Annotated in this window: 5 protein-coding genes and 1 pseudogene; 4 read left to right on the plus strand and 2 right to left on the minus strand. The window is 75.2% G+C overall.

Annotated features, from left to right (window positions below; translation table 11 throughout):
• Positions 1 to 604: 604 nt before the first annotated feature.
• Positions 605 to 805, minus strand: coding sequence for a DUF6059 family protein (locus tag ACFWN1_RS31190; RefSeq protein WP_384369424.1), 201 nt, complete (start codon positions 803 to 805; stop codon positions 605 to 607).
• 209 nt (positions 806 to 1,014) lie between these two features.
• Between ACFWN1_RS31190 and ACFWN1_RS31195 the strand changes: the two genes are divergently transcribed.
• The 4 genes and pseudogenes from ACFWN1_RS31195 (at position 1,015) to ACFWN1_RS31210 (ending at position 3,715) form a co-directional block, all read left to right on the plus strand.
• Positions 1,015 to 1,791, plus strand: a complete 777-nt coding sequence (locus tag ACFWN1_RS31195) for a BTAD domain-containing putative transcriptional regulator (protein WP_384369427.1) — start codon at positions 1,015 to 1,017, stop codon at positions 1,789 to 1,791.
• A 2-nt stretch (positions 1,792 to 1,793) separates the two neighbouring features.
• The gene (locus ACFWN1_RS31200; RefSeq protein ID WP_384369430.1) at positions 1,794 to 2,558 is read left to right on the plus strand and encodes a thioesterase II family protein; all 765 of its coding nucleotides are present in this window, start codon (positions 1,794 to 1,796) and stop codon (positions 2,556 to 2,558) included.
• A 54-nt stretch (positions 2,559 to 2,612) separates the two neighbouring features.
• Positions 2,613 to 3,086: pseudogene (locus tag ACFWN1_RS31205) on the plus strand (metallophosphoesterase); the annotation flags it as partial.
• Entirely contained in the window at positions 3,083 to 3,715 is a 633-nt protein-coding gene (locus tag ACFWN1_RS31210) for a 4'-phosphopantetheinyl transferase (RefSeq protein WP_384369433.1), read from the plus strand. The pseudogene ACFWN1_RS31205 and the gene ACFWN1_RS31210, both read left to right, overlap by 4 nt.
• Before the next feature lie 16 nt (positions 3,716 to 3,731).
• Here the strand turns inward: ACFWN1_RS31210 and ACFWN1_RS31215 are convergent.
• Positions 3,732 to 5,537, minus strand: a 1,806-nt coding sequence (locus ACFWN1_RS31215) for a LuxR C-terminal-related transcriptional regulator (RefSeq protein WP_384369436.1), incomplete at its 5' end; no start/stop codon positions are given.

The following is a 5,537-nucleotide window of genomic DNA, read 5'->3' on the forward strand; positions in this document are numbered from 1 at the left end:
AGTTGTAGGCTCCTTTTCCGGCTGGTCTGTGGGGTTTTTTTGGCTTCCGGGTAAATCTCCCGGGGGGGGGGCGGTGCCCTTTGCACACAGGGGCCACGGCACTTCAACGTGTCGGCTGACCTGCGGATATATGCCTTCATGGCCCTCCACTGATCACTGTTGTTCTTCAGCACCTTGTGCAACGCATGCGCACGATGATCTTGAATGGCTGACGGTACGTCAGAGGCCTGAATATGCGTCAGCCTTCACGGAGAGTGGTCACCGAAGTGGACTCGCGACGCCTCATGTCCATCAACGGGAACCGGCTCGATGCCCACGCCACTGCCGCCCGAACAAACAGCCGCGTGGAGAAGGCAACGCCGCACCTCCCCGCGCGGCAGGATGATTGAAGACGGCATCACACCTGAACGGCAGCCAGGTGGCGGTGCCAAGGCCCACGGCGGGCCGGGGGTCGCCCGGCGGGCGAGGGGTGGCAGCGGCCGGACGCGGCACCGTGGCGCAGGGGCGGCCGTGTGCCGTGGTTTCCGCGCGGTCCGGCGGCTGCGCACCCCTGTCCGACGCGTCTCGTGGCCCGGCCTGGGGGGCGGGGAGGAGCGGCGGGTGCTCAGCCTCGGGGCCAGCCGGGTAGTTGCAGGCCGAGGGCGCGCTCGGTCTCGGTGAGGGGTCGCGTCGGGGCGAGGCGTTCGGGGTGGCCCGGTGGGGGCTCGTCCAGGAGCGGGGGTGGAGGTGGGGCGATCCACATCGAGCCCGCTTCGATGAGCCAGTTGCCCAGGGTTTTCAGACAGCACCACACGAACGACCTCATGGGCGGAGTCTGGTCCGGGCGACCAAAGCGGTTCCAAAGCGCTGGTGTGCGGGGGGATCTGGTGGGCGGGGCAGGGGGAGTCGAAGGGGGGCGGGTTTCGGCCAATCGGTATACGTACGCACTTTCCCCGATGCGTGGACAGGCTCCGGACACGGAGAGTGAGGCCCAGGTGTTCGGATTCTTGTTCACTCCGCTTCACGGGGGTACTGATGCGATACGCGCTGCTGGGGCCATTGCTCGTCACGGACGACGGGGGTACACCCCACGTCCTGAGCGCTCCCAAGATGGAACTGACGCTCGCCACTCTGCTTCTCGCCGCCGGCCGTGTCACCACCAAGGAGCAGCTGATCGCCGAACTCTGGAGCGGTGAGCCGCCCCGGCGGGCGTCTGCGGCCGTCCACGTGTACCTGTCGCAGTTGCGCAAGTTCCTCGCCGCGGCGGGCGACCGCGAGGGCCGGGCCATCGTCACCAAGCCGTCCGGCTATCTGCTGCGTCTCGACGGGGCCGGGTACGACGTGCACGACTTCCAGGCCCACATGCGGACGGGTCGCGAGCACCAGCACGCCGGCCGTCACGAGGCGGCGCTCGACTCCTTCGAGAGCGCGCTGCTCCTCGTCCGGGGGCCCGTCCTCGACGGCTCCGCCGAGGCGCCGGGGCTGTCCGCCTTCGCGACCTGGGTCGAGGAGGAGCGGCTGGACTGCCTGGAGCTGTCCGTCGAGGCCCGTACGGCGCTCGGCCGCCACCGGGAGGTCGTCAGCCTCCTGACGGGGCTCATCGCCCGGTACCCGCTGCGCGAGTCCTTCTACCGGCAGCTGATGCTCGTCCTCTACCGCTCCGAGCGGCAGGCCGAGGCGCTGCGCGTCTTCCACTCGGCGCAGCGGGTGCTCCGCTGCGAGCTGGGTCTGGCGCCCTGCCGCTCGCTGCGCCGGCTCCACCAGGCCATCCTCACCTCCGACCGGGCCCTCGACCTCCCGGTGGCGGGCTGATCATGTCCGACACCGCTCCCGGAACCTGGCTGCGGCGGTTCCACCCCGCCCCCGACGCCCCGGCCGAACTCGTCTGCTTCCCGCACGCGGGCGGCTCGGCCGCCTACTGGTTCGCCCTCTCCCGGCTCCTGACGCCGACGGTCGAGGTGGCCGCCGTCCAGTACCCGGGCCGGCAGGAGCGGCACCGCGAGGAACCGCTCCGCGACCTGCACGTGCTCGCCGACCGGATCGCCGCCGCCCTGGGCACGGGCGGGCGGCGACCGCGCCTCCTGCTCGGTCACAGCATGGGGGCCTCACTCGCGTACGAGGTGGCGGTCCGGCTCGCCGGCACCTCCGGTGGCGTCCCTGCCGCCGTGCTGGTCTCGGGCCGTCCCGCCCCCTCCCGGCACCGCGTCGGCGACGACCGGCCGGGCGACGACCGCGCCCTGCTCGCACGGGTGCGGGCCCTCGGCGGCACCGGCACCGCCCTGCTGGACGACCCGGAGCTGCTCGGCCTCGTGCTGCCGGTGCTCCGCGCGGACCACGCGGCGCTGGCCGCCTACCGGCCCACCGCCGCTCCCCCGCTCGACTGCCCCGTCGTCGGCCTGACCGGTGACCGCGACAGCGAGGCCACTCCCGACGAGGTCGCCGCCTGGGGCGCCCACACCACCGGTCCGTTCACCTTGCGGGCCTTCCCCGGTGGGCACTTCTTCCTCTCCGACCGCTTCGCCGAGGCGGCCGCCGAGGTGACCGCCCTGGTCTCCGGCATCGCGGCGGCACGCGCGTGAACGGCAGCCTGCTGGCCGTCAGCGACCTGCACGTGGCCTACGCCGAGAACCGCCTTCCGGCAGCCCGGCACGGGTACCGGCGACGAGGCGCTCGCCCTGGCGGCCGCGAACGGCGTGGTCTGCGCCGACGAGCGCCCGATCCACCCGGAGCCGTACGAGGACGCCGCCGCCTGGTGCCGCGCGCGGGTCGCCGCCACGGAACGGCGGCTCGCCGCCCTGGGGCCCGACGTCCGGACCGTCCTCGTCAACCACTTCCCGCTGACGCGCGAACCCACCCGGATCCTGCGCCACCCCGACTTCGCCCTGTGGTGCGGCACGACGGCCACCGCCGACTGGCACGTGCGCTTCCGGGCCGCCGCCGTCGTCTACGGCCACCCCCACATCCCCCGGACGAGCTGGCACGACGGAGTCCGCTTCGAGGAGGTGTCGACCGGCTACCCGCGCGAGTCGCGGCGGCGCGGTCAGCGCCCGGACGGACCCCGGTCGATCCTGGCGGGCCGCCTCGCCTTTCCGAGGGAGCGAACGTGATTCACGAACTGCTGCCGTCCCGGGTCTCCGCGGCCGAGGCGTTCGGCGATCCGCCGGAGGCCCGGCTCCACCCCGCCGAGGAGGCGGTCGTCGCCCGTGCGGTCCCGTCCCGACGCCGCGAGTTCACCACGGTCCGGCACTGCGCCGCCCGCGCCCTCGCCGGGATCGGCGTGCCCTACCGGCCGCTGCCGCGCGGCGAGCGGGACGCACCGCGCCGGCCGGACGGGGTGGTGGGGGCCATGACACACTGCCGGGGCTACCGGGCCGCCGTCGTCGCGCGCGGTGCCGAGGGCGCGGCCCTCGGCGTCGACGCCGAGCCCGACGAGCCGCTGCCGCGGGGCGTGCTGGCGGCGGTCTCGCTCCCCCGCGAGCGGGACCGGATCGCCGCGCTCGCCTCGCGCCGGCCCGGTCCGCACTGGGACCGTCTGCTCTTCAGCGCGAAGGAGTCCCTCTACAAGGCGTGGTTCCCCCTCACCGTACGGCCGCTGGACTTCTCCGAGGCAAAGCTCTGGTTCGTCCCGTGGCGGGGTGCCTTCCGGGCCGTGCTGCTCGTCCCCGAGTGTCGTTCGGCGGGCGGGAGCTGCGCTTCCTGGAAGGCCGACGGGCGGCGCGGGACGGCCTTCTGGTGACCGTGCTCGCGCTCGCTCAGTCGGACAGGGCCATCAGCCGGGCCAGCTCGGCCCGCGAGGTCACCCCCAACTTGCTGTAGATGCGGGTGATGTGGGCGTCGACGGTCCGGGGGCTCACCGCCAGCCGGAGCGCGATGTCCTTCGTCCTGCGGCCCTCCCCGGCGAGCGCAGCCACCTCCCGCTCCCTGACCGTCAGCTCTCCGAGGGTGGGCTCCGGCACGTCCGGGCCGCGCGCTCCGCGCGGGTAACCGCCGAGGTCCCTGGCCAGTTCCCGGGCGCGGGTGCCCGCCGGGCTGTCCGCGCCGAGCAGCTCGACCGCCTCCGCGTACGCGTGTGCCGCTTCCGCGCCCTGCCGCCGGCGCAGCAGCGCGTGGCCGCGGGCCATCAGGGCGTGGCCGCTCTGCTCGGCGATGCCGACGGCGGCGGCCGCCTCGGCCGAGTGGACGGCCCACTCCTCGATCAAGGCCGTCGGCACCCCGGCCGGGTCCGGGTCCGCCGCGACGGCGGCGGCCGCGAGGAGCTCGTACCCCCGGGCGGCGAGGACCGCGACGGGCTCCGACACCCGCCACGCCTCGCGGCGCGGCATGAGGAGCGCGAGCGCGGCCTCCCCGTCGCCGGCGGCGAGGTACGCCTCGGCCTGGAGCAGGGAGTTGAGCGGGGTCCTGGGAGACTTGAGCGGGTCCTCGGTGCCGGGTCGGGGCCGCCGGGCGGCCGGGTTGCCGCGGCCCAGCTGCGCCCAGGCCGCGGCGGTGATGGCGTCGGACAGGCCGACGTGGTCGTCGCGTCCGGCCGCCGCGGCGACCTCGCGGCACTCGGCGGCCGCCAGCAGGGCGTCCGCCATCCGGCCGGACTGGTAGTGGACGTAGCCGAGGGTGTCGAGGAGCGGGGGCAGGAGATGGGCGTCGCCCCGGGCCCGTGCGGAGGCGAGCGCGCGTTCGGCGTGCCCGTGGGCGGGCCCGTACCAGCCCATGAGGGCCTCGGCCCAGCTCAGCAGGAGGAGCTGGGTGCTCAGGGGTTCTCCGGCGGTGCCCGCGATCTCGCGGAGGGCCGGTCCGGCAGCGGGTCCGTCCGGCGCTCCGAAGCCGCCGCCGGCGTCCGGCTCGCCGTACTCGTCGAGTCCGTCGAGGAGGTGCCCGGCCGCCGTCAGGGAGCGTTCGGCGGCGCAGATGTCTCCGGCGAGGACGGCGCACAGGCCGCTGAGGGCGAGGGCGCCGGACTCCGCGAGCGGCCCGGCCCCGGTGGTGAGGCGGGTGAGCCGTTCGACGTCGGCGCGGGCCGGGATCTGCCCGGCGAGCACCTTGGCGACGTGACGGCGGACCTGGAGCAGGGACGCCGCCTCCGGCGCCGGTCCGGGTTCGGCGGCGAGTTCGGCGGCGAGCAGGGTCTGGGCCTCCTCGTCGCGTCCGAGCGCGGCCAGGACGCTCGCGAGGTAGGCGACGGTGTCGGACCGGTCGGGGCCGGTGCGGGCGGCGGGACCGGCGAGGATCTCGCGGACCAGGCGGGCCACCCGGTCGGCGTCCCCCGCGGCCGCGAGATGGCGCACGACCTCCCGCCACAGCTCCTCGGTGCCGGACGCGGCGTCTCTCCCGGGCGCCGGGCGGGACTCCGTGGCGCGGGCGGCGGCCCGGTCGATCCGGAGGGCGACGGTGAGCCAGTGGGCGGCGGCGGCCGGGCGGCCCAGGTGGAGGGCGATGCGCGCGGCGGTGCCGAGGTCCAGCCGGTCGGCCTCGCCGGCGGCGGCTCCGGCGCGTTCGATGTGCGGGGCGAGTTCGAGGGCGGGGGCGCCCAGGGCGCGCAGCGCCGCCAGCGCCCTGGCGTGCGC

Source organism: Streptomyces sp. NPDC058459, assembly GCF_042721685.1.
Classification (GTDB): Bacteria; Actinomycetota; Actinomycetes; order Streptomycetales; family Streptomycetaceae; genus Streptomyces.